Raw genomic sequence first — 25,413 nt, 5'->3', positions numbered from 1 at the left:
CGTCAACCCCGGACGACCACCTCGGGACGGAGGTCGAGCCTGCGCAGGAGTTGCGCATTGAGCGCCACGACGATCGTGGACGCCGACATCAGGAGTGCGCCGACCGACATCGGCAGGACGAAGCCGATCGGGGCGAGCACTCCGGCGGCGAGCGGCACGGAGATGAGGTTGTACCCGGCCGCCCACCACAGGTTCTGCCGCATCTTGCGGTAGGCGGCCCGCGACAGCTCGATGACCGACACCACCGCGCGCGGGTCGTCCCCCGCGAGGATGACCCCGGCCGACGCGATCGCGACGTCGGTGCCCGCGCCGATCGCGATCCCGACGTCGGCCTGCGCGAGCGCCGGGGCGTCGTTCACCCCGTCGCCGACCATCGCGACCGTTCGTCCACCGGACTGGAGCCTGGCCACCGTCGAGGCCTTGTCCTCGGGACGTACCCCGGCTATGTAGCGGTCGATCCCGAGTCTGCCGGCGACGTCGCGGGCGACGGCCTCGGCGTCCCCGGTGATCATCACGACCTGGGCGCCGCGGGCGTGGAGGGCGTCCACCGCCTCGCGGGACTCTCCGCGCACCTCGTCGGCGAGCCGGATGGCCCCCGCGACGGCGTCGTCCACCAGCACGTGCAGGATGATCGCCCCCTGCTCGGCCCACCGGCCCGCGACCGGTAGCGGGGCCGCGCCGGCCTGTTCGAGAAGCCCTGGTCCGCCGACCTGGACGTGCCGGGCTCCGACCGTCGCGGACACGCCGATGGCGGGTGAGGAGGTGAAGTCCGTCGCGGCCGGGACGTGCAGTTCCCGTTGTGCCGCGGCATCCACGATCGCCCGTGCCAGGGGATGCTCGGAATCCGACTCCGCGGCGGCGGCCAGCGCGAGGACGTCATCGTCGTGTCCGCCGGCCTCGACGCCGGTGACGACCGGCTCACCGCGGGTGAGTGTGCCCGTCTTGTCGAACAGGACGGTGTCGACGGTGCGCATCGACTCCAGCGCCAGGCGGTCCTTGATGAGGACCCCTGCCCGGGCCGCGCGTTCCGTCGCGATGGAGACCACGAGCGGGATCGCCAGGCCGAGTGCGTGGGGGCAGGCGATCACCAGCACCGTGATCGCTCGGACGACAGCCTGGGCCGGCTCGCCGATCGACGCCCACACGACAGCGGTGAGGGCCGCCACCGCGAGCGCGAACCAGAACAGCCAACCGGCCGCCCGGTCGGCGAGACGCTGGGTGTGCGTCGAGGACGCCTGCGCGTCCGCGACCAGGCGGCGGATGCCGGCCAGCGTGGTGTCCTCTCCGATCGCGGTGACCTCCACCCGTAGCGCCGAGTCGGTGGCCACGGTTCCGGCCACCACGACCTCACCCGGCGAGCGCTGCGCGGGACGCGACTCGCCGGTGATCATCGACTCGTCCATGCTGGCCGTTCCGGCCACGATCCGGCCGTCGGCCGGGACGCGTCCTCCGGGGCGGACGAGTACCACGTCGCCGACGCGAAGCTCACCCGGTGGCACCGTGGTCGTGGTCTGGCCGTCGACGCGCTCCGCCTCGTCCGGCAGGAGGGCGGCCAGCGAGTCGAGCGCCGAGGTGGTCTGAGCCAGCGAGCGCATCTCGAGCCAGTGGCCGAGCAGCATGATCACGATCAGCAGCGCCAGTTCCCACCAGAAGTCGAGTTCGTGACCGAGCATGCCCAGGCTGGCACCCCAGGAGGCGAGGAATGCGACAGTGATCGCCAGTGCGATCAGCAGCATCATTCCGGGCTGTCGCGCTCGCAACTCGCCCACTGCGCCCCGGAGGAAAGGCGCGCCGCCCCAGGCGAACATCACCGTCCCGAGCAGCGGCGACACCCAGGTCAGCCAGGCCGCGTCGGGCAATGAGTAGCCGATGATCATCGCGAACATCGGCGAGAGGCCGACCACCGGGATCGCCAGGACGAGCATCACCCAGAACAACCGCCGGAACTGCGCGACGTGGTCGTGATGCCCGTGGTCCATGGAACCTTGGCCCATGGCGTCGTGGTTCATGGAACCGTGATCTGCCGTGGTGTGGGCCGTCGGGTCGTGACCCGCGTGGGATACGTGGCCGCCGTCCATCACGCCGTGCTCCATGCCGCCCATCGAGGTGTGACCCGTCGACGTGTGCTCCATGCCGCTCATGGCCGAGTGGTCCGCGCCGTCCGTGGGGTGATCCGCCTCGGCATGCGCCGAGTCGTGCATCTCCATGCGCCGCATCGCGGGATCGCTCGCGTGGTGCTCGCTCATGGCGTCAACCTACGTCCGATTCGCGGCCACCGAAGGCATCCGAGGACGCGGATCAGGCTGTTTCCTCCGCCGCGATGACCGGCCAGAGGTACTCGACCATGCGCTCGGCCCAGTCGGGGGACATCTGGCCGTCGAGCGCGGCGTGCACGAACATCGCCCCGATGATCACTTCCACGGTCATGTGTTCCTCGCTGCCCGGCCGGAAGACCCCCTCCTCGACCCCACGCCGGAAGAAGCCGCTCAGCGAACGGCGCTCGGGGTGCATGACGCGCTCGGCGATCGTCCGGAAGAAGTCGCCGTCCGACGCGAGGAGGAGCCCGACCGCCTTGATCCCGAGGCGCTCCTCGAACCCTTTCTGAATCGTGCGGACGACGGTGACCAGGTTCTGCTTGGTCGGCGGAACCTGTGCATAGGCGGGAGGAAACACGAGGAAGTGGTCGCCGACCCTGGCCAGCAGGTCGTCGCGGTCGCGGTATCGGCGGTAGATGGTGGTCTTCGCGACGCCCGCCCGAGCGGCCACGGATTCGATGGTCACCGCCGGCAGCCCTGATTCGAGCGCGATCGACAGCGTCGCCTGCGCGATCTTCTGATCGGTCTCGTGCCGGATGCGTGAGCCGCGGTCCGCGACCATGACTGTTCCCCTTCAACCGCGATACGAGGGCCGGTGGAGCGTCGGATCGGACACCGACGGCTCCACCGGCCGTGGAAGCTTGTGCGAAAGACTAGGACGACTCGTCGCCCCGCGTCCTCGCAACACCCGGACAGGAATATCGACCCAGGTTCACCGCTTCGAGTACTGGGCCAGCGCCCAGATCGCGAGGACGACCACCAGGACGCCGATGATCCATGCGAACCATGCGCCCGACGTGCCGGAGAAAGCGCCGAACCAGGGTGCGAGGAAGGCGATCACGCCGGCGACCACCTGCACCCACTCGGACGCCTGCGATGCCTCGGTCGCCAGAGCCCACAGGGCGACGAGCAGGATCACGATGCCGAGAGTCACGGCCCAGCCGACCCCCGCGCCGGACTTGAAGTCCGCGAAGGCCGGGGCGACGGCCAGGATGACGCCGAGCACCAGATTGGTCCAGTCCTGCCACGTGCGCCACTTGAGCTGCGTGCCAGAAATCGTGTTGCTGGACATACGAACTCACCTCTTCATATAGCGCTACGTCTTTCGTAGCGCTACGTAAACCGTAGCGCTAGTTCGCGACAGAGTTCACGATTTCGACGAAGTTCTGGGCCGAGATCGCCGGCGTCCCCATGACAGGCACCGGGGATGGTCGTCGACAGGCTCCTACAGCACCCGGCCCGACTGCACCACCTGCAGGACGCGTCCCCTGTCGTCCAGCAGGACGAGGTCGGCGAGACTGCCCGTGACGAGTTCCCCGCAACGCCGTCCGCCGAGGCGCTGGACGATCCTGCCAGGGGTGGCGCAGGCCAGCTCGCAGCAGGCGCGCATCGACAGCGGCGTGTGCCCGAGCACGAAGCCGAAGTTGAACGCGAGGTCCGTCGCTGCCCCCGCGAGCAACTCGGTGCCCACGTAGCTGAGACGACCCGATTCCGACAGTTCGACGTCGCCCCCGACCGAGGTGCGGTAGCGCCCGGGGGCCTGGCCCGCCAGTTCGGTCGCGTCCGAGACGAGGAACGCGCGGCCGGGCCCCTTCGCCCTCACCATGGCGGTCAGGGTCTCGGCGGGCAGGTGATGGCCGTCGCCCACGAGGCCACAGGTCAGCCGATCGTCGGCCAGTTGCGTCCAGATCGCGTTGGGATGCCGGGGCAGCGTCGCGGCGATGCCGTTGCCCAGGTGTGTGGACAAGGTGGCGCCGGCGTCCACGGCGGCCCGGATCTGTTCGGTGGTCGCGTGCGTGTGCCCGATCGACACCGCGACGCCCAGGGCTGTGATCGCCCGGATCTGCTCGGGGGAGCCGGGCCAGTGCGGGGAGACGGTGACGTAGCCCACCGGGCCGGCCTTCGTCCAGCGCTCGACCTCGGCGGCGTCGACCGGCCTGATGAAGGCAGGATCCTGGACGCCCCTGGGGCCGTCCTGGTCGGAGACGAACGGGCCCTCGACATGGGCGAACGGGATCGCCGCCGCGACGACGGCATCCACCCGGCGGGCTGTGGCGACGGCGGTCAGCGCGCGGAGGATCGCGTCCTCGCTGTTGGTGATGATGGTCGGCACCCAGCTCGTCACGCCGGTCGCGGCGAGGTCGGAGGTGATGGACGCGATCGTGCCGGCGTCCACGTCCGCCGCGTTGACGTCGTGGCCGCGGTAGCCGTTCACCTGGAGGTCGATCAGCCCCGGGGCGAGCCACGGCTCTCCGCCGCCGGTGCCGAGGCGCTCGATCTGGACGATCACCCCGTCGGCGTCCCAATGGGCACGGGTCAGTTCGCCTGTCGAGGGATCGCGTCCCGTCAGGAGCCGCATCATCCATTCCTTTCCGCCGTGCCGGCCGCGGGCCTCCGGCGGAGGCATCGACAGCTGAAACACGAATGTCACAATTCCGAAACATCGATGGCTTGACTTGCAAGCGCTTGCATACAACTATTGACCACATCGTGCAAGCGCGTGCACAACACATGCTAGCCACTACAGAACACGCCACAACCGACTGAGGAGCATCTGGGTGCTGCGATTTATATTTCGACGCATCATCGCGGGAATCCCCGTGCTTTTCGTCGTGTCGGTCGTCGTTTTCCTCATCATGCATCTGACACCAGGCGACCCCGCGGCGACGATGCTCGGCCCGGAGGCAAGCCCGACCGACGTCGACGCGCTGCGCCACCAACTCGGCCTCGATCAGCCCATCCTCACCCAGTACGCCGTGTGGATCGAAGGGGTTCTCCGGGGCGACCTCGGGCAGTCGATCTTCCTCCACAAGGCCGTTGCCGCCGCCGTCGGCGAACAGATCCAGCCGACCCTCTATCTGGCCCTGGTCGCCGAGCTGATCGCCGTCCTCATCGGTGTCCCAGCAGGCATCATCGCTGCTCACAAGCAGGGAAGGTCCACGGACCTGTTGGTCATCGCGGGTGCGGTGCTGGGCACCTCGCTGCCCAGCTTCCTGCTGGGCCTGCTGCTCATCCTCGTCTTCTCGGTCGGGCTGCAGTGGCTGCCCTCGGCCGGTTACCGTCCGCCCGACCAGGGGATCGGGCCCTTCCTCAGCACGATCATCCTGCCCGCGCTCGCGTTGGCGGTCATGCAGGCGGCACTCATCGCGCGCATGACCCGCACGTCGGTGATCGAGGTGCTGCACCAGAACTACGTCACGGTCGCCCAGGCCAAGGGCCTGGACGGTCGCACGATCACCTTCAAGCACGTGCTGCGCAATGGCGCATTGCCGATTTTGACCGTCGTCGCCCAGTCATTCGGGCTGTTGCTCAGTGGGGCGATCGTTATCGAGACCGTATTCAATGTGCCCGGAATCGGGCAATTGACCATCAATGCGATCTCCCGTCGCGATTATCCAGTCATTCAGGGGGTTGTGCTGACCACGGCGACGATTTATGTGCTCATCAATCTGGTGGTCGACGTGCTGTACGGCGTCCTCGATCCCCGCGTGCGGGTGAAGGCGTAGGTGATCGCATGACACGTGCTTCGTCCCAGGACGCCGAGACCCGCGCGTCCATCGCCGTGGAGCGTCGCGAACAGCGGCGGCGGCTGCTCCTGCGAATGGCGGGTAGCCCGCTGTTCATCGCCGGGGGATTCGGGCTGGCGCTGGTCGTCCTGGCCTCGCTCGTGGGCCCGCTTCTGCTCCAGCAGGATCCGCTCAGCGTCGACGCGTCGCTGAGGCTCAGACCACCCATGGCGGGTCATCCCTTCGGCACCGACACATTCGGCAGGGACGTGCTGGTCCGCGTCCTCGTCGGAGGCAGGGTCTCGCTCGTCGTCGGAGCCTGCACCGCCCTGCTCGCCGGGGCCCTCGGGACGATCGCGGGCCTGTACTCGGCGTTCTACCAATGGGTGGACGCGATAGTGATGCGCATCGCCGACGGGCTGATGGCCTTCCCCGCCATGCTGCTGGCGATCGCTCTGGCGGCGGCTCTGGGCGGCAGCACACGAACGCTCGTCATCGCGCTGTCGGTGGTCTACGCGCCGCGTGTGGCCCGGGTCGTGCGATCCTCGGCCCTCGCGGTCAAACAGCAGACCTACGTGGAGGCCCTCCGCTCACAGGGTGCCGGGCCGCTGCGGTTGCTGTGGGTCAACGCCTTCCCGAACGTCGCACCGGCCCTGCTGATCCAGGCGACGTTCGTGTTCGCCGACTCGCTCCTGGTCGAGGCCGCCCTGAGCTTCATCGGCCTGGGCGTGCCCGCCCCCCAGCCGAGCTGGGGAAACATGCTCCTGGAGGGCAAAGCCGTGATCTTCGACGCCTGGTGGCTGATCCTGTTCCCGGGCCTGGCGATCCTCGTCCTCATCCTCAGCGTCAACCTCCTCGGTGACGGGCTGCGCGACGTCCTCGACCCCCAGTTCTCGGGTGGCGGGCGCCTGGCACGACTGTGGAGGAGGTCGCGATGAGCACAGAGCCGAAGCGCGCCGAGCCGGACGAGGCGGCGGTGACCCCCTCCCTGGAGTTGCGCGACCTGCATGTCTCCTTCGCCACCGACGAGGGGCGGCTGACAGCCGTCGAAGGTGTCGACCTGACCGTGAGCGCCGGCCAGACCCTGGGCCTGGTGGGCGAATCGGGATGCGGCAAGAGCGTCACCGCACGCGCCGTGATGAGGTTGCTCGACGAGCGGAACACCGACTACTCGGGCCAGGTGCTCTTCCACGGCACCGATCTGCTCGGTCTGCCGCCCAAGCAGATGCGGCGATACCGGGGCGCGGCGATCTCCATGATCTTCCAGGATCCGATGACCTCCCTCGACCCGGTGTTCACCATCGGCAACCAGCTGGGGGAGTCGCTGAAGCTGCACCGGGGGCTGTCGTCGAGGGAGGCCAGGACGGCCGCCGGCGACCTGCTGACCCGCACCGGGATCCCCGACGCCTCTCGTCGTCTGGACGACTACCCGCATCAGCTGTCGGGCGGCATGCGCCAGCGCGTCATGATCGCGATGGCCCTGGCCGCCCACCCCGAGGTGCTGATCGCCGACGAACCGACCACCGCCCTCGACGTCACCACTCAGGCGCAGATCCTCGACCTGCTCGCCGAACTCCAGCAGGACCTGGGAATGGCCCTGATCTTCATCTCGCACGACCTGTCCGTGGTGCGCGAGATCTGCGATCGGGTGGCGATCATGTACCTCGGTCAGGTGATCGAGGAGGGGCCGACCGGCCAGATCATGGAGGCCCCGCGTCACCCCTACACCCGCGGCCTCATGGCGTCGGTGCCGGCCATGGACCGCGACCGGCACGAGCACCGCCTGGCCGTGATCCCCGGTCGCGTGCCCGGGTTGGCTGCCAAACCCGACGGCTGCTACTTCCGGCCACGCTGCCCGATCGCGACGCAGGTGTGCCTGACGCGTCCCGGTGTGCGTGCCGTCAGCAGCGACGCCCGCGTCCGCTGCTGGCATGCGGACCACCCGGCGGAATCGACGACAACGGCCGGGGAGGGCACGCGATGACCGATCCGATCGTGAGGGTCGACGACCTGCACGTCGACTTCGACGTGCGGTCCGTCAACGGGCGCAGGCTCGGCACCGTGAAGGCGGTCGACGGAGTGTCGCTCGAGGTGCGCCCGGGCGAGATCCTCGGCCTGGTCGGCGAGTCCGGGTGCGGCAAGTCGACGCTGGGCCGCGCGATGGTCGAACTGAACACCCCGTCCGCGGGGACGATCTCGGTCACCTCGGCGCGTACCGGCGACGAACTCTCCCCGGGAAGCAGGGCTCGGCGGCGCGCGGTGCAGATCATCTTCCAGGACCCCTACTCGGCGCTCAACCCCAAGCGGCGGATCGGAGCGATCCTCAACGAGACCCGGGTCATCCAGGGTTTCAGGAACCGTGGCGAGAACCACGATCACATCGCGCAGCTGATGGCCGACATGGGATTCGGGCCCGAGGCCCTGCAGCGCTATCCCCACCAGTTCTCGGGCGGTCAGTTGCAACGGATCGGCATCGCGCGGGCCATCATGAACGACCCGGAGCTGGTCATCTGCGACGAGCCGGTCTCGGCGCTGGACGTGTCCATCCAGTCGCAGATCCTCAACCTGCTGGCAGACCTGCAGCGCGATCGCGGGTACGCCTATCTGTTCATCACCCACGACCTGTCGGTCGTGCGGTACATCGCCGACCGCGTGATCGTCATGTACCTCGGCGAGATCGTCGAGGAACTCGGGCCGGATCACCTCATCTCGGATCCGCTGCACCCCTACACGCAGATGCTGTCGTCGGCCATCCCCGGGCGCCAGGACCGTGAGCGGATAGCGATCCGGGGCGAGATCCCCTCGCCGCTGGCGATCCCCGCAGGGTGCCGGTTCCACTCCCGCTGCCCGTTCGCCATGCCGGTCTGCTCGGCGCAGGCGCCGCCGATGATCCGCAGGGACGACGGCCGAGCGGTTCGCTGCCATCTGTACGCCGGCCCGGCCGCCCAGCGGCCCGGTCCCGAAGAACACCCCAGTTCCCATTCACCGACACAATCCGGGAAGGAATGACCATGCGCACAATGCTGAGGAGGCTCGCGGCTGTCCTGCTGCCTTTGAGCCTCGTGCTGACCGCATGTGGAGGCGGAGGGTCGACGAGCCCCTCCGATGCCGCTTCGGCACAGACGGGCGGCGAGATCAACATCGCCTGGCCCTCGCAGCCGCCCACGCTCGACCCGGTCGTCGTGACGACCTCGGCCACGAACACGATCGCCTACAACGTGTTCGAGGGCCTGGTGGCACTGGACGCCAACTACGACGTCCAGCCGATGCTGGCCGAGTCGTGGTCGACGAACGACGACTACTCCGAATTCACCTTCAAGTTGCGCACCGGCATCACGTTCCACAACGGTCAGACCATGACGACCGACGACGTGATCGCCTCGATCAACTACTGGATCCAGGTCACCAGCGCCGGCCAGCAGTTCTTCGCGGACGCCGAGGTGACCGCGCCCGACGCGGACACCGTCGTCATCAAGCTTCCGCAGACCCTCTACACCGGCATCTACTACCTGGCTCAGCCGACGCAGCAGCTGGTCATCATGCCCGCGACGTCGATCGAGAAGGCCGTTGCGTCCACCGGCGTCCCGCAGGAGGACCTCTTCGGTACCGGCCCGTTCAAGATCGAGTCGATGACGGTCGACCAGCAGATCGTCCTGTCGCGCTTCGACGGCTACGTCGCCCGCGACGACGAGGCGTCCGGCATCGTCGGCAAGAAAGAACCCATGGCCGACAAGCTGATCTTCAACATCGTCCCGGACGCGACCACCCGCGTCAACGGCATCATGAGCGGCGAGTACGACTACGCCACCGACATTCCCGCCGACAACGCGAGCCAGCTGGCGTCCACCTCGGGAGTGACTCTGAACACGCTCAACAGCGGCATCCTGGCCATGGTCTTCAACAAGAAGCAGGGCGCGTTCGCCGACGAGAAGCTGCGTCAGGCCGTGCAGATGGCGATCAATGCGGAAGACGTGCTCAACGCGAGCTACAACTCGACCGACTACTACGAACTCAACGGGGCGCTTGCCGCGACCACCCAGAAGGACTGGTACACCGACGCCGGTCTCGACGCCTACAACCAGAACGACATCGAGGGTGCGAAGGAACTGGTGGCCGAGTCGGGCTACAACGGCGAGGAGATCACCTTCGTCACGACCCGTGACTACCCGTACATGTACAACTCGGCCGTGGTCGTCGCCGATGTGCTCAAGGAACTCGGCCTCAACGTGAACCTCCAGGTGACCGACTGGGCCAGCGAACTCAAGCTCATCAACGATCCCGCCGGGTTCGACCTGTTCGTGTCCGACTTCCTCAAGCGGCCGATCCCGAGCGCCTACACGTACCTGACGCCGACCTACGCCGGCTGGAGCGACGACTCCGAACTCGCCGACGCGATAGCGCAGGTCAACGCCGCGACGTCCTCGGACGAGGGCCTGGCCGCCATGGCCAACCTCCAGGAGGTGCACTACAGCTACGTGCCCGCCGTCAAGTTCGGCGACATCCGGGCGATCACTGCCCAGCGTGACACCGTCGGCGGGTTCGTGTCGTTCATCGGCCCGGTCTTCTACAACTCCTACCGAGTGAACTGATGCTCGCTTCGCCGTACGAATCCGCCACCACGGACGCCGTCCCCACCGGGACGGTGCCCGTGGGGTGGGGCCACGAGCCCCTGCATCTCGGCCGGGGCCTGCCGATGTCGGGGTTCGCGGCGCGCACCGCCCACTCCCGGGGTTCACTCGATCCCGCCCCGGAAGCGGTCGCGCTCGCCGTCGGCGACGAGGTGGTGGTGGCTCTCGACGTCATCGGGGTCGACCGGCAGCTCGCCGACCTGGTGAACGCCGAGGCCGACCTGCCGAACCCCGTGCTCCTGACCGCCACCCACACCCACGCCGGGCCGGGGATCCTGCCCGGACGGCTGGGGGAGCACAGCGAACAGGCCCGGAAGGCAGTCGCCAAGGCCGCCGCAGTGGCCGCCCGGCGTGCCCTCGATTCGCGGCGCGACTGCACGCTCGAATGGTTCGACCCGGAGATTCCCGGCCTGGCCCACGATCGCAGGAAGGCGGTGGTGTCGCCGGACGCCAGGCTGCGTGCCCTCCGCTGGAGGTCCGGTGATCAGGTGGCGGGCTACCTCGTGAGCTACCCGTGCCATCCGACGGTGATCGGGCCCGCGAACCTGTACCTGTCGCCCGACTACCCCGGATACCTGCGACTCCGGATGCAGGAGGCGACGGGCTGCCCGGTGCTCTTCCTCACCGGGTGCGCCGGAGACATCAACGCCGGTCATTCGGTGACGAAGTCCTTCCACCTCGACGAGAGCGGGGGCCGCACGCCCGGGGACGCCGACCTGTTCGGCACCACCCTGGCCGACAACCTGCTGGCCGGGCAGTGGCAGGCCCTCGACCTGTCCGGTGGACTGACCGCGGGACGCACGGAGGTCGACGTGACGATGAACCCGCTCGACACCGAGACCCCGGCCGAGCTCCGGCAGCGCTGGGAGCAGGAACTCCGGAGCGCGGACGAGGGCACTCGGGCCCTGCTCCGGAGCTGGATCGCCTGGGCGGGAACGCCGGAGGCCGGCCGGTCGACGGACTGCAGGCTTCCTGTGGCCCGGCTGGGGATCGGCGAGGCGTCGATCGTGTTCCTCCCCGGCGAACCCTTCCTCGCGGCGGATCTCGCTCTGGGCGCTGACCCGGCGTCCCACACGATCGTCGGCGGCTACTATCTCGACACGCCCGGCTACCTGCCGGACGCCGCCTCGTACCCCCTCGGGGGCTACGAGGTGCTCGATGCCCACCGCTACTACGGCATGCCGGCCCCGTTCGCCGCCGGGAGCCTGGAGGCTCTCGTCGCGGCGGCCCGGACCCTGACGAGAGCCGGAGACGAACGATGAGTCCCACCGAAGACGCCGCGAGCAGCATGGTCACGCTGGCCGACATCGCCGCGAGGGCCGGCGTGTCCATGTCGACCGTGTCGCGCGCCCTGAACCGTCCGGGCATGCTGCCCGCCGCGACGGAGAAGCACATCCGGCGCATCGCCGCGGAACTGGGCTATCGTCCCAACCGCGCCGCGCGGGCGCTGTCCACCGGGCAGAGCGACCTCGTGCTGGTCGTCGTGCCCGACATCGCGAACCCCTTCTTCCCCCGGCTGTTGCGCGCGGCACAGCGCACGCTCATCGACGCGGGTCTGTACGGCGTCCTGGTCGACACCAGCGACTCACCGGAGACGGAGACACGACTCATCCGCGAGGTCGCCAGGAACACCCACGGCATCATCAACATGTCGTCCCGACTGGTCGCCGACGACCTCATCGCCTTGTCCAAGGAGCAGCCGCTGGCGCTCATCAACCGCGAGGTGCCCGGCGTGCCCGGGATCCTGCTGGACGCGGAGGCCGGCATCCAGGCGGGGCTGGAGCGCCTGGTCGACCTGGGGCATCGCCGTTTCGCGTACGTTCGCGGTCCCGCGGTGTCGTGGTCCAACCGGCGCCGCGAGGAGGCCGTGCGCGGCTATCTCGCTCGCGACACGACGCTCGGGCTGGTCACCGTCGATCCCGGCGACTCGACCTTCGACGGCGGCGTCCTGGCGGCGGAATCGGTGGCCGTCAGCGGCGTCACGGCCGTCCAGGTGTTCGACGACGTCATGGCACAGGGCGTGATCCACGGCCTGCTCACCCTGGGGCTGCGCATCCCCGAGGACATCAGCGTCCTCGGCTGCGACGGCACCCTGGCCCCCAGCATTCGCGGAACCCTCGCCACGGTCGCGCTCGACTACGAGGAGGCCGGCGCGCTCGCCGCCCGGACGCTCATCCAGCTGCGCCGCGGCGTCGAGGTCCCGCAGCCCCACATCAGGGTTCCGGGCAGCTTCCTGCCGGGAACCACCATTGTGCAAGCACCCTCACCACAGGAGGTAACAGGTGTCGATTCACGAGCCGACGTCCCTGCAGGAGCGGATTCCCCGCTGGCCGCGACAGACCGGTGACGAGCAGGGACTCCTGGCCGAGATCCTCGCGACCGAGGCCTGGGGGTCGTCGGCCGGCCATTTCGTCCACGATTTCGAGGACGCGTTCGCGGCCTACCACGACGCGCCGCACGCCCTGGCGTGCGCCAACGGCACCATCGCTTTGATCAGTGCCCTGTCGGTGCTCGACCTGCCGTTCGGCAGCGAGGTCATCGTCCCCAGCTACACCTTCATCGCCACAGCCGCGGCCCCGGCCTTCCTCGGCCTGGTGCCGGTGTTCTGTGACACGCTGCCGGGACGGTACACGATGGATCCCGGCGCCCTGGCGCAGCTCGTCGGGCCCCGGACCTCGGCCATCGTCCCGGTCCATCTGGGCGGCGCTCCGTGCGAGATGGACGAGATCATGGCAGTCGCGCGGGGGGCCGGCGTCCCGGTGATCGAGGACGCGGCTCAGGCGGCCGGCATTCGGTACAAGGGCCGCGCCATCCCGGTCGGCGACATGGCGACGTTCAGCTTCCAGAGCTCGAAGAACCTCGCCTCGGGCGAGGGCGGGGCCATCGTCACCCGGGACGACGAGCTCGCCTCCCGGCTGTTCTCGTTCGTCAACGTCGGCCGGGTGCCGGGTGGGGCGTGGTACGACCACCGGACGTTCGGCATGAACCTGCGTCTGAGCGAGTTCCAGGGCGCGATCCTGCGTGAACAACTGAAGGCCCATCCCGAACTCCAGAAGGTGCGTCGCGACAACGCCGAACGACTGGCGGCGGCGCTGGCGGGCGTGGACGGCATCGAGGTGCCCCCGGTGATGTTCGACGACGGTTCGACGCATGGCCAGCACCTGTTCCTCATGAGGTTCCCCACGCTCACCGCGGACCGGCGGGACGAACTGGCGGGCCTGCTGCACGCCGCGGGCCTGACGGGGGCGAGCACCGGCTACGTGCCCCTGCACCGCAACCCGGCGCTGCTCGGGCAGGTCGCCAAGGTCTGCGAGGCGCTGGGACGCTCGGTTCCCGAGGCTCATTGCCCCAACACCGATCGGCTGGTGGACGAGACGATCTGGCTGCCGCAGACGGTGCTGCTGGCCGACCCGGAGGTGGTCGACGCGGTCGCCGACATCGTGGTGACCGCGTTCCGCGAGGTCTCCGGAGGAGCGAGTTCGTGACGACACGGGTCGGGATCCTAGGTCTGGGATCCATCGGCGAGACACACGCCAGGGTTGTCACGGCGCTGTCACCGCGCCTGGAGCTCGTGGCGTACAGCTGCGGCGACGACCGGGCCGCCGAGCTGGCGGGACGAGTCCCCGGCCGCCGCGAGAGCCCCGAGGAGCTGCTGGCCGATCCCGATGTGGATCTGGTGGTCATCACGACCCCCAGCAACCAGCACGGGGAGCAGGCGCTGGCGGCGCTCGCGCATGGCAAGGGCATCGTCGTGGAGAAGCCACTGGCGACCACCGCCGCCCGCGCCGAGGAGGTGGTCGCCGCTTGGCGGGCGTCCGGGCTGTTCGGCGCGGTGATCGCTCAGCGCCGCTTCGAACCCCAGCATGTGGCGATCAAGCGTCTGCTGGACGCCGGCGAGCTGGGCCGGCCGCTGGTCGGTGAGATCAGTGTGCTGTGGTGGCGCACACCGGACTACTACCGGGCAGCGTCCTGGCGTCGCGAACCACCGGGCGGGGGAGTGCTGATGAACCAGGCCCTGCACAGCGTCGACCTGCTCACCTGGTTCCTGGGCGAGGCGACCGAGGTGGCCGCCATCGACGGGAACCTCGTCCACGACATGGGCGCCGAGGACACCTCGATCGCCGCGGTGCGATTCGCCTCCGGCGCGCTCGGCTCGATCATCGCCAGCACCGCCACCCGTCCGGGCATGCCCGCGCGGCTGGGCGTCCACACCGACCGCGGCTCGTTCGAGCTCGACCATGCCGCGATCACCCGGTGGGACTTCCCCGGGGTCGGCAGGCCCGATGCGGGCACCCCCACCGTCTCGGGGGCAGGAGATCCCTCGGCCATCGGGGACGCGGGGCACCGTCAGCAGTGGCTCGACATCGCCGACGCCCTCGAGACCGGCTCCGAGCCGGGCCTCACACTCGCCGACGGTCTGCCCGCCGTCCGGCTCATCGACGCGATCTACAGGTCGGACGCGACGGGCCGCCGCCAATCGGTCGGGGACTACGCATGAAGGTCGCGATCGACGGATTCTCCCACCCCCATGTGGGCTACTTCCTCGCCGAACTCGACCATCGCCCCGAACAGCTGCGGCTGGTGGGGGCTCACCCGCATCCCGGCGATGCCTTCGTGCCGCGTGACCGGCTCGGCGCCGTGCCCGACTTCGGGGACGTACGTGCGATGCTCGACGCGACGCGGCCGGATGTGCTCGTCGTGTGCGGTGAGTACGCCGGTCGCGCCGATGCCGTCGTCGCTGCGCTGGATCGGGGAGTCGACGTGCTCGCCGACAAGCCGCTGGTCGTGTCCGGTGAGGGCCTGGATCAGGTGTCGCGCGCCGCCGAGGCTTCGAGCGCCCTCCTGTCCGTGGCGTTCGAGAAGCGGTGGTACGCGTCGACCCGGCAGGCGCGGGCCCTGGTGGCGTCCGGGGCGATCGGGCAGGTGCGGCAGATCCAGGCGACCGGCCCCCACCTGCTGGACGAGGGGGCGCGTCCCCCGTGGTATTTCGACGGCCGTTACGGCGACATCCTCACCGACCTGCCCCTGCACGACATCGACCTGGCCCTGCTCTTCTCGCAGGCCACCCAGGGGACCATCAGCGGATGGCGCCTCCGGCGCGACGACGGCTTCGCGACGGCCTGCCTGGTCACCATCGACCTGGACGGCCAGGCTTCGGCGTCCCTGGACGCGAACTGGCTGTGGCCAGGGGGTTCGCAGGGGACGGGCCGCTATCAGATGCGGATCACCGGCACCGAGGGAGTCATCTACCTGGACTTCGCCCGCCCCGAGGTCGAACTGGTCACCGGGAGCCGGGACGCGGTGACCGAGCGTCCGCCCGCGATGCGCCCCGCCCAGGAGTACTTCGACGCCAGATGCTCGGGCCGCGAGCCCGAGGTCGGCACCCATGCGAGCCTCGCCGCCAGCCGCCTGGCGGTGCTCGCCGCTCGCAGCGCTTCACGCGGGACCGTCCCGCAACCATGGCACCTTGGTTCGCCCATTGGTTCATTGAAAGGAGTGGACTGATATGCCCACCATGTTCGAGGTCAACGGATTGCCTGTCACTGTCGGTGACACCCCGGAGGAGACCGGCCGACTCGCGGGCCTCAGGGTGGTCGACATCCTGCGCGGGGTGTTCGCGGAGAAGGGAAGCGCCGAGGTCATCTGGGCCAGCGCGCCGTCGCAGGACGGCATGCTCGCCGAACTCCGTTCCGCGGACCTTCTCTGGTCAGGGCTGGAGTCGTTCCACATGGACGAGTACATCGGCCTGCCGGGCAGCGACCCGCGGTCGTTCAGCGGGTGGCTGGCGCGGCGACTCCCCGCCGAGGCCGTGGCGAACTTCCATCGCATCAACGGCCTGGCACCGGTCGACGAGGAGTTGGCCCGCTACGGCGCGCTGCTGTCGGGTGCCCACATCGACCTGACGTGCATGGGGATCGGGATGAACGGGCACATGGCCTTCAACGAGCCCGACCGCACCGATTTCCAGGACCCGCGACCCATCCGGGAGATCCGGTTGGAGCTGGCGTCCCGCCAGCAGCAGGTGGACGAGGACTGCTTCGCCCGTCTGGACGAGGTTCCCACGTCAGCGTTCACGGTCACCGTGCCCATGCTGTCGAGCGCGAAGCACCTTGTCGTCACGGTCCTGGGCGAGGCCAAGGCACACGCTGTCGCCCAGGCGCTCACCGGTCCGGTGGGGCCCGGCTGCCCCGCCAGCTCCATCCGCCTGCATCCGAGCGTCTCGGTGTTCCTCGACGAGGAGGCGGCCGCCGAACTCGGCTGAGCGCGGGTCGTCGTCCCACGACTGACGGGGGCGATCGCGGACCGGTTGCGGCCCGTGATCGCCCCCGTTTCGTGGTGATCCTGCCCCGGTTCCCCCGTTCACGCGGCCCGCGTGACCTCAGGCGGGTGCTGTGGCTTCCCGCGGGTCGCATACCGCCTGCGGGAAGGTGTAGCGCCCGCGGGAATCACCCGACGCCCGCGGGAATGGCGCGGGCGTCGGCCGGGGCGCGTGGGCAGCGGTCCACAGGCGGCGACAAGGTCTCGCGCTGGGGCGAGACAAGCCACACTTACCAGCTACACCCAGTCAGCGCCCGAGGTCTCGCGGGCGCTGGGCGAGACGGGCACTTGCAACCTGTGAAATGTCAGCTAACATCCTCCTGTGTCCACGACCATGAACGCACAGTCCATGCCCCTCACCGGGGTTGGCCGTTCGTGTTGTCTGTGTTCGTGTTGTTGTCAGTGGCGCTGACCACTCGCTGACGCCCACCGACGCCGTCTCTTCGACCAGGCGCCCTGACCGTCGGTGATCCCGACGGACAACACCATTCACCCGAGCCATCGCCCTTTCGGGCGCGCTCGTCCCTTCCTCTCGTGCCCATGGCATCTCCATGGACGCATCCATCCGCCCGGACCACCGCGTCCCGATCTCCGGAGGAACCACCCGTGCCCGACCGCACCCAGCTGTTCGCCGACGTCCTCGCCGGCTCGTCCGATCGTCCGTTCGCCACCAGCGCGTGGCAGCACTTCGTCGGGGAGGAGTACGACCCGGAGCGCTTCGCGACCGCAACGGTCGACTTCGTCCGCTCGTGGGACTGGGACTGGGTGAAGATCAACCCGCGAGCGGTGTACTACTCCGAGGCGTGGGGATCGGTCTTCGACCCCGACGACTACTCGGGAGTCATCCCCCGGCTCGTCTCACCGGCGATCTCGGGTGTGGCGGACCTCGCCCGCATCCGGCCGCTGGACGCCACCTCGGCGCCCGCCCTCGCGGAACACATCGCCTCGTCGAGGCTGATCCGCGAGCAGCTTCCCGATCGCCCGCTGCTGCAGACGGTGTTCTCGCCCCTGTCGGTGCTGCTGCAACTGGCGGGTCTGCCGCTCTACCCGGGAGACGTCGTCTACGGATCGTCGGCGGCCTTCACCCACGACGACCTGATCCGGCAGGATCCTGACGGCGTCCACGCGGCGCTCCAGGCCATCGCGCAGACCCTCGCCGGCTACGTGAGCGAGCTGATCAAGCCGGTGGCCTCGGGCGGGGCCGGGCTCGACGGCATCTTCTACGCCGTCACCGGCACGGCGAGCAGCGGCCATTTCGATGCCGAGTCGTTCGCGACCTTCTCACGTCCGTACGACCTGATCGTCCTGGACGCCGCCAAGGACGCGAACGTGGTGTTCCACACCTGCCGGGAGGACTCCCACCCGGAGTGGTTCACCGACTACCCCATTGACGCCCTCCACTGGGACCAGTTCCTTCCCGGGAACCCGTCCCTGGACGAAGACTTCGGTGTCACTCCCGTCGGCGGGGTCAGCTATGACCTGTTCGCCGTCGGGGGCGACCGCGCCGAGGTGGCGAACCAGCTGGAGCGGACGCTCACCTCGCGTCCGCGTCGCCCCTTCCTGCTTGCTCCCAGCTGCACCGTCCCGACACCCGCCGATCCGGATTCGCTCCGGGCACTGCGGGACGCACGCTGATCCATCACAACCGACCAAGACCCACGAGGAACGCAACCATGGCACTTTTTTCGAAACGACATCGTCTGGCGCCCGTCGCCCTGCTCGCCGGCCTCAGCCTGGCCCTGTCGGCCTGCGCCGGCTCGTCGTCGGGATCGGACGCCTCCGGATCGGCCGACGAGACCGTCAACATCGGGGTGATCTACCCCAAGACGGGTCAGTACGCCGAGTACGGACGGCTGTTCGAGCAGGGCTTCGAACTCGCGGTGAAGAAGGTGAACGCGGACGGCGGCGTCCAGGGCAAGCAACTGGGCCTCGAGTACTTCGACACGCAGTCCGACCCGAAGCAGTCCGCGGCCGTCGCACCCAAGCTGGTGGCCGACTCGTCGATCATCGCGGTGGTGGGCGACTACTCGTCCGGATCCTCGACGGCAGCCTCGCCCACCTTCCAGCAGGCGGGCCTGGTGCACTACGGCTTCAACAACTCCTCGCCGACCTTCCCCGAGACGGGCGACCACGTGTGGAGCCCGGCCATCGCCCAGGACGTCTATCAGGTGTACAACGCGAACGTCGTCGCCACCAAGGCGAAGAAGATCGCGGTGGTCTACATCGAGAACGACTGGGGCAAGCAGGCCTACGGCTACTTCAAGGACCAGGCGGCCAAGAACGGCACCGAGATCGTCTACGAGTCGTCCTACCTCGCCGACTCCACCGACCTGTCGCCGATCCTCATCCCGGCGCGGGACGCGAACCCCGATGCGATCGTCCAGATCGGCTACGGCCCCGACGGTGCACTGGTGGTCAACACGCTGCGTGACAAGCTCGGTTACACCGGCCCGTTCTTCGGCGGCCAGAACACCCCGGAGTTCCTGGAACTCGCGGGCGACAACGCCGAGGGCGACATCATCACCGGCATCTTCACGGTCAACAGCACCGATCCGCTCGTCCAGGAGTTCGTCACGGACTTCCGCGCCGAGTACAACGAGGAGCCGGGAGACTTCAACCTGACCGCCTACCAGGCGATCATCGACCTGGCGTACGCCGCCAACACGACCAGCGCCACTCGTGAGGGCATCCAGGAAGCCTTGCAGACCGTGACCGACTTCCCCTCCTACCAGGGAACCGGCACCTTCAAGTTCGACCAGGAGACCCGGCGCGTGGAGAACCCGGAACCGCTGCTCCTGATCGTGAAGGACGGCAAGTTCGAGGTCTACGAGGGCTGACAGTCGGCTGCCGCCCCGGGATACGCCCCCTGAGCCTGTCGGGCGCCCCCTGAGTTCAGCAGTCGGTCCCTGAGCCTGTCGGGCAGTCCCCGAGTTCAGCAGTCGGTCCCTGAGCCTGTCGAAGGGACGGATCCTCGCTTCGACAGGCTCAGCGGGCGGTCCTTGAGCTTGCCGGGCGCCCTCTGAGCTCAGCGGGCGGTCCCTGAGCTCAGCGGGCGTCTCGGCAGGCGTCCGCTTGCCCCCACCACATACGAGAAGACACACGAGGAAGCCTGAATGGTCGACACCCTGATCGCCGGACTTATCCATGGCAATGCCTACGCGCTGGTCGCCGTGGGCATGTCGCTCATCTTCGGCGTCACGAACGTCGCGAACTTCGCCCACGGCTCGGTCTTCGCCATCGGCACCATGCTCGGATGGTGGTTCGCCGCAACGCTCGGCTGGGGGATCGTCCCCACTCTGCTCGCGACGCTGGTGATCACCAGCCTTCTGGGCCTGCTGATCAACGTCACGGTGGTGGGGCCCCTGTCGAAGTCGCCACCGATAGCCGCCCTGCTCGCGACGATCGCGGTCGGCATGATCCTCGACAACGGCTCCCAGCTGGTCTTCGGTCCCCAGACACGCGCTTTCCCGGAGATCCTCCCGACCCACAACCTGCAGCTCGGAGGGGTGCGGTTCGGCACCTCGGACGTCGTCATGCTGGTGATCACGCTGCTGTCGATGGTCGGCCTGGCTCTGTTCCTCAAGCTCGGGAAGTCGGGGCAGGCCATCCGGGCCACCGCGCAGGATCCCGATGCGGCGCGCCAGATGGGCGTCCCCGTGAAGCGGATCCAGAATCTCTCGTTCGTCATCGCGTCGGCCCTGGCAGGCGTCGCGGGCATCTTCGTGGGGCTCTTCAACTCCAACATCAACCCCGCGAGCGGATCGACCGCGGGCCTGGCCGCCTTCGTCGCGGCGACGATCGGCGGGCTGGGCTCGATGCCGGGGGCGGTGATCGGCGGCCTCGTGCTGGGGCTGGCCGAAGCCGTGGGCGTCTACTGGTGGGGGGACGGCGTGCGCGACCTCATCACGTTCGGGGTGCTCATCCTGGTGCTCGTGGTCCGCCCCAGCGGGCTGCTCGGCAAGCGCCGGACGATCGGTGCCGAGCCGTTGACGGGCACCTTCCTCGGAGGCGGTCGCCCGGTTCGCCTGCCCTGGTGGGCGCTCGTCGCGCTCGTGGCCGCCGCGATCGCGGTGCCCTTCGTCCTCGGTGACGAGGTGGCGGGCGTGGGCACCCAGGTCATCCTCTTCGCGATCGCCGCGGTCGGGCTCACCCTCATCTCGGGGTCGGCGGGCCAGATCATCCTCGGCCAGGCGGGCCCGATCGCGGTGGGGGCCTATGCGTCGGCGCTGCTCGTCATCACCTTCCAGCTGCCGTTCCTGCTGGGCCTGCTGTTCGGCGGGGTGGTCGCCGCGATCGTGGCCAGCCTGCTCACCTTCCCGGTGTGGAAACTGAGCGGGCACTACGTCGCGATCGCGACCATCGGGGTGGGGGCGGTCACGGTCGCGATCATCCGGATCGCAGAACCGATCACGCGCGGCTCCTACGGTCTGACCGGGATCCCGTTCCCGACCATCCTGGGCCACACCCTGTTCTCCCAGGACGCCCTCTACCTGCTCGATCTGGCTGTGCTCCTCGTGACGCTCCTGATCGTCACGCGCATCCGGGCTTCCCATCTGGGCAAGGCGATGGCCTCGATCGGGTCCGACGCGGTCGCCGCCGAGTCCCTCGGCATCCGCCCGTCGGCGTACAAGGCGGTGGCCTACGCGCTCGCGTCCTTCTTCGCGGGGCTGGCCGGCGCCCTCATGGCGCATCAGTACACCTACATCGACCCGACGATGTTCCCGCAGTCGATGTCCACACTCGTGCTGACCATCGTCGTGCTCGGCGGCCTCAACTCCCCGCTGGGGGCGGTGATCGGTGCCATCGTGCTCGTCGGTGCACCCGAACTGCTCAGAATCGTCCCCGAGTGGCGCATCATCGGGTACGGACTGCTGCTGATCCTGATCATCCGATTCCGCCCGCAGGGCGTCTTCGTGAGGAAATGACATGGCAACCACGACTGCGCTTCACGACTCCGGCTCGGACGGGCCTTCGTCCGCGGGCATCGACGCGGCCCTGCTCGGCGACGACCGGCAGCCCGTCCTGAGCGTCCGCGATCTGCACAAGTCGTTCGACGGCGTGCACGCGGTGGACGGCCTGTCCTTCGATGTCGCCGAGGGCGAGGTGGTCTCGATCATCGGGCCCAACGGGTCGGGTAAGTCGACCACCATCAACCTGCTCTCCGGGCTGCTCAACCCTGATTCGGGGACGATCAGCTTCGGCGAGGTTCGCCTCGAACGCCGCGATCCGGTGGCTGCCGCCGAGGCCGGCATCGCCAGGACGTTCCAGAACGGGCGGGTCTTCGGCGCCCTGAGCGTGGCCGACAACGTACAACTCGGGCTTCACAAGCAGCTCCGGTACGCCCGGCCGCTGCGTGGGCTGTCGGGTCTCCCGGTGCTGAGGTGGGCGTCCCTGCTGGGCGAGACCGCGCTGGCCCTGGTTCCCGGGCCCCGGACGCGGGCCGAGGCGCGGCAGATTCCCACCCAGGTGGACGAACAGCTGACCCGCTTCGGCGAGCGTCTGTTGCCGCGCCGCCACGACCGCGCCTACACCTTGTCCTACGCCAACCGGCGGCGCACCGAGATCGCCCGGGCGCTGGTCTCGCATCCACGGCTCCTCCTCCTGGACGAGCCGACCGCGGGCATGAACCAGTCCGAGACGGCCGAGGTACTCGACCAGTTGCGCGAGCTCAAGGCCGCCGGCCAGACGATCGTCCTGGTCGAGCACAAGGTGGATCTCGTCCTGGCCATCTCGGACCGCGTCCTGGTCATGGACAACGGCCGATTGATCGCGGCGGGCGAGCCCCTCCGGGTGCGCAACGATCCGGCGGTGATCGAGGCCTATCTCGGCCGGCGCCGGGTCCAGGCCAGGGAGCGCTCACGGGCGCAGGACGATGCCGAGCCGGAGCAGCCGCATCGTCCCCTGCTGGAACTGCGCGACGTCGACGTCTACTACGGAGCGGTGCACGCCCTGCGGAACGTCTCGATCACGGTGGGCGAAGGCGAGATCGTCTCGCTGCTGGGTGGCAACGCCTCGGGCAAGTCCACCACGATGAAGACGATCCTGGGCCTGGTCAATCCGCGTCAGGGGCAGGTGCGGTTCGACGACCGCGACCTGCGGTCCGTGGACACGCCGCACCGCGTCCGCAGCGGAATCGCCACGGTACCGGAGGCGCGCCGGGTCTTTCCCGAGATGACGGTGCAGGAGAACCTGCTCATCGGTGCCTACACCCGTACCGACCGGGCGGGCATTCGTGACGACCTGGCCGCAATTCTCGACCACTTCCCGCGGCTGGCCGAGCGCCGTGACCAGGCCGCCGGGACGATGTCGGGCGGCGAACAGCAGATGCTCGCCTTCGGGCGCGCGCTGATGAGCAAACCGCGGCTGATCTGCATGGACGAGCCCACCATGGGCCTGGCGCCGTTGCTGGTCGAGCAGGTGCTGGAGGAGATCGCACGGCTGCGCGACGAACTGGGTCTCGCGGTGCTGATCGTCGAGCAGCAGGCCGAATTGGCGCTGTCGATCGCCGACCGCGGCTACGTGCTGGCCAACGGCGGCATCGTGCTGCAGGGGACGGCCGAACAACTGCTCAACGACACCGCCATCCAGGAGGCATACCTGGGACGCGGCTCACAGGCCAAGGTCTCCTGAGACCACTCGATCGAGGAGGAACACGATGACGCAACTGTCGGAGGCGGACGCGCGCCCGATCGCGGTGGTGACGGGTGCCGGCGGTGGAGTGGGACGCGAGGTCGTCCGCGATCTGGCGCGTGACCACACCGTGATCGCGATCGCCCGCTCGGACGCCGCGCTCGCCGAACTCGCCGGGATCGACTCGGTCGTGCCCACACGGCTCGACGTGCTCGACGCAGCCGCGATCGACTCGGTCGGTGCCGCGCTGTCGGCCGAGCACGGACGCGTCGACGTGCTCGTCCACGCTGCCGCGGTCGGCTCGGGGGAGTCGCTGGAGCAGACCGACGCCGAGGTGTGGAACCGCGTGCTGGGCACCAACGTCGTCGCACCCGCGTTACTCACCCGCGTGCTGCTCGCGCCGCTGCGGGCGGCCGGGGCCGATGTGGTGTTCATCAACTCCGGTGCCGGCAAACGCGCCCTCCCGAGGCACCCGGCGTACACCTCGTCCAAGCATGCCCTCACGGGGTTCGCCAACACGCTGCGTCTGGCCGAGCCCGCGCTGCGGGTGGTGTCGATCTTCCCCGGGCAGATCGACACCCCGATGCTGCGAGGGCTCCACGCCGACTTCGGGTTCGATTACCGTAGCGAGGAGTACATTCGCCCGGCCTCGGTGGCTGCGGCCATCCGCTGGGTCGTCGATGCGGGGCCCGACGTCCAGATCACCAACGTCGACCTGCGCCCGCGGCACGAGGTGTCGGCCCAGTTCGGCGTGTGAGCCGGGTCCGTCCGGTCAGCAGAATTATTGGGGTTGATCGTGGGTCGAGTATGACCCACGATCAACCCCAATAATCTTCGGGTCAGCGATCCAGGTACCGCACGATGGCCGAGACGGCGTCCCTGCCCGCGCGGTTCGCGCCGACCGTGGACTGCGAGGTGCCGAAGCCGATCAGGTGGACGCGCGGCTCGCCCGCGACCTGGGTGCCGCGCATCGTGATCCCTCCCAGATCGTTGCGCAGGCCGAGCGGGTCGAGGTGGCCCAGGGCGGCGCGGAAGCCGGTGGCCCACAGGATCACATCGACGCTGGTCAGCGCGTCGTCCTGTTCCCGGACGCCGTCCGTCTCGATGCAGGTGAACATCGGTCGGCGCCGCAGCGCGCCACGGTCCCGGGCCTCCTCGGCGTACTGGTTCCAGATGAGGCCGGTGTAGGAGACCACGCTGCCGGTCGGGCGGCCCGCCTCGACGTCCGCGCGCACCTTCGCGATGGTCTCGCGGCCGCCCTCCTCCGGGGTGAACTCGTCGCGGAACTCGGGCGGACGACGGGTGTACCAGAACGTGGTGGCCACGCGCGAGACCTCGGCCAGGTGCTGGATCGCGGAGATGCCGCCCCCGACGATCGCGACGCGTCGTCCCGCGAACTCGGCCGCGTCCACGTAGTCGTGGGTGTGCAGTTGCCGTCCCGCGAACGACTCGCGGCCGGGAACGTCGGGCCAGGTGGGGTTGGTCCACGTGCCGGTGGCGTTGACGAGCACGCGTGATCGCCAGGAGCCGTCGCCGGTAGCGGTGAGCAGGTCGCCGTCGGGGGCGTCGTCGGCACGGTGCACGGAGGCGACCGTCACGGGGCGCAGGATCGGCAGCGTGTGTTCCCGCTCGAAGGCCGCGAAATAGCGCGGGACCGCCGTGCTGCTCGGCTCCCGGGGGTCGACCGACGGGCTCGGGAATCCCGGGAGGTCGAAGATGCCGTTGACCGTCGCCATCGTCAGCGACCCCCAGCGATGCCGCCACGCCCCGCCCGGGGCGTCCTCGGAGTCGAGGACGATGAATGTCCTGGCCACGTCGGGATCGTCCGTGGCGCTGGTGAACCCCCGCCGCTGCAGGTGGTACGCGGCCGACAGCCCTGCCTGCCCCGCACCGATGACCACGACGGTCGCGTTCCGCTCGGTGCCCGTGACGCTCGGATCCGTGGTGGACGGCACGATCATGGACGACCTCTCTTCGGGCGGGGCTGCCTGCTGGCCACTGTAGACGCGGGATCGC

21 protein-coding genes are annotated in these 25,413 nt (G+C 69.1%); 16 read left to right on the top strand and 5 right to left on the bottom strand.

The genetic code is table 11. From position 1 onward, the window contains the following. Window positions 1-2: 2 nt before the first annotated feature. The 4 genes from FB473_RS12815 to FB473_RS12800 all read right to left on the bottom strand — a co-directional run bounded on the left by FB473_RS12815 (window position 3) and on the right by FB473_RS12800 (window position 4,674). Window positions 3-2,246, bottom strand: a complete 2,244-nt coding sequence (locus FB473_RS12815; RefSeq protein WP_243863564.1) for a heavy metal translocating P-type ATPase — start codon at window positions 2,244-2,246, stop codon at window positions 3-5. Between the two features lie 52 nt (window positions 2,247-2,298). After that, a complete protein-coding gene (locus tag FB473_RS12810; RefSeq protein ID WP_167168402.1) occupies window positions 2,299-2,877 on the bottom strand; it encodes a TetR/AcrR family transcriptional regulator in 579 nt (192 codons plus the stop codon). A 150-nt stretch (window positions 2,878-3,027) separates the two neighbouring features. Further along, window positions 3,028-3,387, bottom strand: a complete 360-nt coding sequence (locus FB473_RS12805) for an SPW repeat domain-containing protein (protein ID WP_167168399.1) — start codon at window positions 3,385-3,387, stop codon at window positions 3,028-3,030. A gap of 153 nt (window positions 3,388-3,540) precedes the next feature. Next, entirely contained in the window at window positions 3,541-4,674 is a 1,134-nt protein-coding gene (locus tag FB473_RS12800) for an N-acetylglucosamine-6-phosphate deacetylase (RefSeq protein ID WP_167168396.1), read from the bottom strand. Between the two features lie 199 nt (window positions 4,675-4,873). Here FB473_RS12800 and FB473_RS12795 point away from each other — a divergent pair, with 199 nt between their 5' ends. From FB473_RS12795 to FB473_RS12720, 16 genes are all read left to right on the top strand, one after another. After that, window positions 4,874-5,821 (top strand): ABC transporter permease subunit, encoded by a 948-nt coding sequence (locus tag FB473_RS12795; protein ID WP_167168393.1) that lies wholly within the window; start codon window positions 4,874-4,876, stop codon window positions 5,819-5,821. A gap of 8 nt (window positions 5,822-5,829) precedes the next feature. Then, entirely contained in the window at window positions 5,830-6,759 is a 930-nt protein-coding gene (locus tag FB473_RS12790; protein ID WP_167168389.1) for an ABC transporter permease, read from the top strand. Then, window positions 6,756-7,805 (top strand): ABC transporter ATP-binding protein, encoded by a 1,050-nt coding sequence (locus FB473_RS12785; RefSeq protein WP_167168386.1) that lies wholly within the window; start codon window positions 6,756-6,758, stop codon window positions 7,803-7,805. Before FB473_RS12790 ends, FB473_RS12785 begins: the two co-directional genes overlap by 4 nt. Next, window positions 7,802-8,830 carry an ABC transporter ATP-binding protein gene (locus tag FB473_RS12780; protein WP_167168384.1) on the top strand — a complete coding sequence of 343 codons (1,029 nt, stop codon included), beginning with the start codon at window positions 7,802-7,804 and terminating at the stop codon, window positions 8,828-8,830. The genes FB473_RS12785 and FB473_RS12780 overlap by 4 nt, the downstream gene beginning before the upstream one ends. A 2-nt stretch (window positions 8,831-8,832) precedes the next feature. Continuing rightward, the gene (locus tag FB473_RS12775; protein ID WP_167168381.1) at window positions 8,833-10,410 is read left to right on the top strand and encodes an ABC transporter substrate-binding protein; all 1,578 of its coding nucleotides are present in this window, start codon (window positions 8,833-8,835) and stop codon (window positions 10,408-10,410) included. Further along, window positions 10,410-11,711 carry a hypothetical protein gene (locus FB473_RS12770; RefSeq protein WP_167168378.1) on the top strand — a complete coding sequence of 434 codons (1,302 nt, stop codon included), beginning with the start codon at window positions 10,410-10,412 and terminating at the stop codon, window positions 11,709-11,711. Before FB473_RS12775 ends, FB473_RS12770 begins: the two co-directional genes overlap by 1 nt. Next, on the top strand, window positions 11,708-12,796 hold the full coding sequence (locus FB473_RS12765) for a LacI family DNA-binding transcriptional regulator (protein WP_167168375.1): 1,089 nt from the start codon (window positions 11,708-11,710) through the stop codon (window positions 12,794-12,796). The genes FB473_RS12770 and FB473_RS12765 overlap by 4 nt, the downstream gene beginning before the upstream one ends. Then, window positions 12,732-13,934 carry a DegT/DnrJ/EryC1/StrS family aminotransferase gene (locus FB473_RS12760; RefSeq protein WP_167168373.1) on the top strand — a complete coding sequence of 401 codons (1,203 nt, stop codon included), beginning with the start codon at window positions 12,732-12,734 and terminating at the stop codon, window positions 13,932-13,934. The genes FB473_RS12765 and FB473_RS12760 overlap by 65 nt, the downstream gene beginning before the upstream one ends. Beyond that, the gene (locus tag FB473_RS12755; RefSeq protein WP_167168370.1) at window positions 13,931-14,947 is read left to right on the top strand and encodes a Gfo/Idh/MocA family protein; all 1,017 of its coding nucleotides are present in this window, start codon (window positions 13,931-13,933) and stop codon (window positions 14,945-14,947) included. Before FB473_RS12760 ends, FB473_RS12755 begins: the two co-directional genes overlap by 4 nt. Then, entirely contained in the window at window positions 14,944-15,954 is a 1,011-nt protein-coding gene (locus FB473_RS12750) for a Gfo/Idh/MocA family protein (protein ID WP_167168367.1), read from the top strand. Before FB473_RS12755 ends, FB473_RS12750 begins: the two co-directional genes overlap by 4 nt. 1 nt (window position 15,955) lies before the next feature. Further along, entirely contained in the window at window positions 15,956-16,711 is a 756-nt protein-coding gene (locus tag FB473_RS12745; protein WP_167168364.1) for a 6-phosphogluconolactonase, read from the top strand. Between the two features lie 662 nt (window positions 16,712-17,373). Beyond that, a complete protein-coding gene (locus tag FB473_RS12740) occupies window positions 17,374-18,402 on the top strand; it encodes a uroporphyrinogen decarboxylase family protein (protein ID WP_208390558.1) in 1,029 nt (342 codons plus the stop codon). Window positions 18,403-18,440: 38 nt separating this feature from the next. Next, window positions 18,441-19,604 (top strand): ABC transporter substrate-binding protein, encoded by a 1,164-nt coding sequence (locus tag FB473_RS12735; RefSeq protein WP_167168358.1) that lies wholly within the window; start codon window positions 18,441-18,443, stop codon window positions 19,602-19,604. Window positions 19,605-19,880: 276 nt separating this feature from the next. Beyond that, window positions 19,881-21,692: an ABC transporter permease gene (locus FB473_RS12730; RefSeq protein ID WP_167168355.1), complete on the top strand. Its 1,812-nt coding sequence runs from the start codon at window positions 19,881-19,883 to the stop codon at window positions 21,690-21,692. Window position 21,693: 1 nt separating this feature from the next. Then, window positions 21,694-23,397: an ATP-binding cassette domain-containing protein gene (locus tag FB473_RS18050; RefSeq protein ID WP_167168352.1), complete on the top strand. Its 1,704-nt coding sequence runs from the start codon at window positions 21,694-21,696 to the stop codon at window positions 23,395-23,397. Window positions 23,398-23,422: 25 nt separating this feature from the next. Beyond that, complete coding sequence (locus FB473_RS12720; RefSeq protein WP_208390557.1) at window positions 23,423-24,154, top strand: SDR family oxidoreductase; 732 nt, start codon at window positions 23,423-23,425, stop codon at window positions 24,152-24,154. Between the two features lie 82 nt (window positions 24,155-24,236). On the opposite strand, the gene FB473_RS12715 is transcribed toward FB473_RS12720, so the two are convergent. Next, a complete protein-coding gene (locus tag FB473_RS12715) occupies window positions 24,237-25,358 on the bottom strand; it encodes an NAD(P)-binding domain-containing protein (RefSeq protein ID WP_167168349.1) in 1,122 nt (373 codons plus the stop codon). Window positions 25,359-25,413 lie beyond the last annotated feature (55 nt).

Source organism: Brooklawnia cerclae (assembly GCF_011758645.1).
GTDB classification, from domain to species: Bacteria; Actinomycetota; Actinomycetes; order Propionibacteriales; family Propionibacteriaceae; genus Brooklawnia; species Brooklawnia cerclae.
The sequence above is the reverse complement of the archived record's forward strand: the minus strand, read 5'-3'. Positions and strand labels throughout refer to the sequence as shown.

Excerpts from the sequence above, each read along its gene's own strand:
- FB473_RS12815 (WP_243863564.1), bottom strand. The coding sequence starts at position 2,246 with ATGAGCGAGCACCACGCGAGCGATCCCGCGATGCGGCGCATGGAGATG.
- FB473_RS12810 (WP_167168402.1), bottom strand. The coding sequence starts at position 2,877 with ATGGTCGCGGACCGCGGCTCACGCATCCGGCACGAGACCGATCAGAAG.
- FB473_RS12805 (WP_167168399.1), bottom strand. The coding sequence starts at position 3,387 with ATGTCCAGCAACACGATTTCTGGCACGCAGCTCAAGTGGCGCACGTGG.
- FB473_RS12800 (WP_167168396.1), bottom strand. The coding sequence starts at position 4,674 with ATGCGGCTCCTGACGGGACGCGATCCCTCGACAGGCGAACTGACCCGT.
- FB473_RS12790 (WP_167168389.1), top strand. The coding sequence starts at position 5,830 with ATGACACGTGCTTCGTCCCAGGACGCCGAGACCCGCGCGTCCATCGCC.
- FB473_RS12785 (WP_167168386.1), top strand. The coding sequence starts at position 6,756 with ATGAGCACAGAGCCGAAGCGCGCCGAGCCGGACGAGGCGGCGGTGACC.
- FB473_RS12780 (WP_167168384.1), top strand. The coding sequence starts at position 7,802 with ATGACCGATCCGATCGTGAGGGTCGACGACCTGCACGTCGACTTCGAC.
- FB473_RS12775 (WP_167168381.1), top strand. The coding sequence starts at position 8,833 with ATGCGCACAATGCTGAGGAGGCTCGCGGCTGTCCTGCTGCCTTTGAGC.
- FB473_RS12770 (WP_167168378.1), top strand. The coding sequence starts at position 10,410 with ATGCTCGCTTCGCCGTACGAATCCGCCACCACGGACGCCGTCCCCACC.
- FB473_RS12765 (WP_167168375.1), top strand. The coding sequence starts at position 11,708 with ATGAGTCCCACCGAAGACGCCGCGAGCAGCATGGTCACGCTGGCCGAC.
- FB473_RS12750 (WP_167168367.1), top strand. The coding sequence starts at position 14,944 with ATGAAGGTCGCGATCGACGGATTCTCCCACCCCCATGTGGGCTACTTC.
- FB473_RS12745 (WP_167168364.1), top strand. The coding sequence starts at position 15,956 with ATGCCCACCATGTTCGAGGTCAACGGATTGCCTGTCACTGTCGGTGAC.
- FB473_RS12735 (WP_167168358.1), top strand. The coding sequence starts at position 18,441 with ATGGCACTTTTTTCGAAACGACATCGTCTGGCGCCCGTCGCCCTGCTC.
- FB473_RS12730 (WP_167168355.1), top strand. The coding sequence starts at position 19,881 with ATGGTCGACACCCTGATCGCCGGACTTATCCATGGCAATGCCTACGCG.
- FB473_RS18050 (WP_167168352.1), top strand. The coding sequence starts at position 21,694 with ATGGCAACCACGACTGCGCTTCACGACTCCGGCTCGGACGGGCCTTCG.
- FB473_RS12720 (WP_208390557.1), top strand. The coding sequence starts at position 23,423 with ATGACGCAACTGTCGGAGGCGGACGCGCGCCCGATCGCGGTGGTGACG.
- FB473_RS12715 (WP_167168349.1), bottom strand. The coding sequence starts at position 25,358 with ATGATCGTGCCGTCCACCACGGATCCGAGCGTCACGGGCACCGAGCGG.